The organism is Aeromonas sp. Prich7-2 (assembly GCF_017939255.1).
Taxonomy (GTDB): domain Bacteria; phylum Pseudomonadota; class Gammaproteobacteria; order Enterobacterales; family Aeromonadaceae; genus Aeromonas; species Aeromonas caviae.
Genome location: NZ_JAGKRI010000378.1, coordinates 1 through 293, shown reverse-complemented (window position 1 = coordinate 293; position 293 = coordinate 1). Strand labels below are relative to the sequence as shown.

General features: G+C 60.8%; 1 pseudogene. It reads left to right on the top strand.

The features are described 5' to 3' along the window. Window positions 1–293, top strand: a pseudogene (locus tag J9892_RS24520) (IS4 family transposase); the annotation flags it as partial.

The following is a 293-nucleotide window of genomic DNA, read 5'->3' as shown; positions in this document are numbered from 1 at the left end:
TCGGTGCCGACCTGTTGCTGCGTATTCAGGCCGAAGACACCGACCGTCACTGGCTCATCCCGGAACGCAAGGGGCTGGTATACACGGAACTTGAGCGCTATGGCGACGGTGACCGTCTGTTGCAAATGACGGTCTCGCCTCAGGCTAGCAAGAAAAACCCGGCGTTGCCGACACACTGGCAAGTTCGCGCAGTGACCTATGAGGTGGCAGGCAAGGAGAAAACGGTCTTTACCTCCCTGCCCGTGGCGCGATTCAGCGCAGCTCAGGTGGCGACCCTGTACCACGAGCGCTGG